The organism is Mycobacterium arosiense ATCC BAA-1401 = DSM 45069 (genome assembly GCF_002086125.1).
Classification (GTDB): domain Bacteria; phylum Actinomycetota; class Actinomycetes; order Mycobacteriales; family Mycobacteriaceae; genus Mycobacterium; species Mycobacterium arosiense.
Genome location: NZ_MVHG01000430.1, coordinates 1 through 233, shown reverse-complemented (window position 1 = coordinate 233; position 233 = coordinate 1). Strand labels below are relative to the sequence as shown.

1 protein-coding gene is annotated in these 233 nt (G+C 63.9%); it reads right to left on the bottom strand.

The features are described from left to right. The coding region (locus tag BST14_RS32450) for a phospholipase D-like domain-containing protein (RefSeq protein WP_211280883.1) at positions 1-233 on the bottom strand (233 nt) is incomplete at both ends.

The window sequence follows — 233 nt, the reverse complement described above, 5'->3', positions numbered from 1 at the left end:
GCTCCTGGCCCACGCCTTTCATCATGTCGTAGGTGGTCTTCGAGGCGTCGCTGGAGTCGGGGGTGTTGGTCACGACGAACAGGTACAGGTCGCCGGGCACGCCCCGGGCCTTGCGGGCCTGCGCGGTCTTCCGCAGGCGCTCGGCGAAGCCGGCATAACGGAAGTACTGGTTTTCCATGTAGACGTAGTCGGTGGCATTGCCCAGGGCCTTGAGATAGTGCTCCAGGATCGAG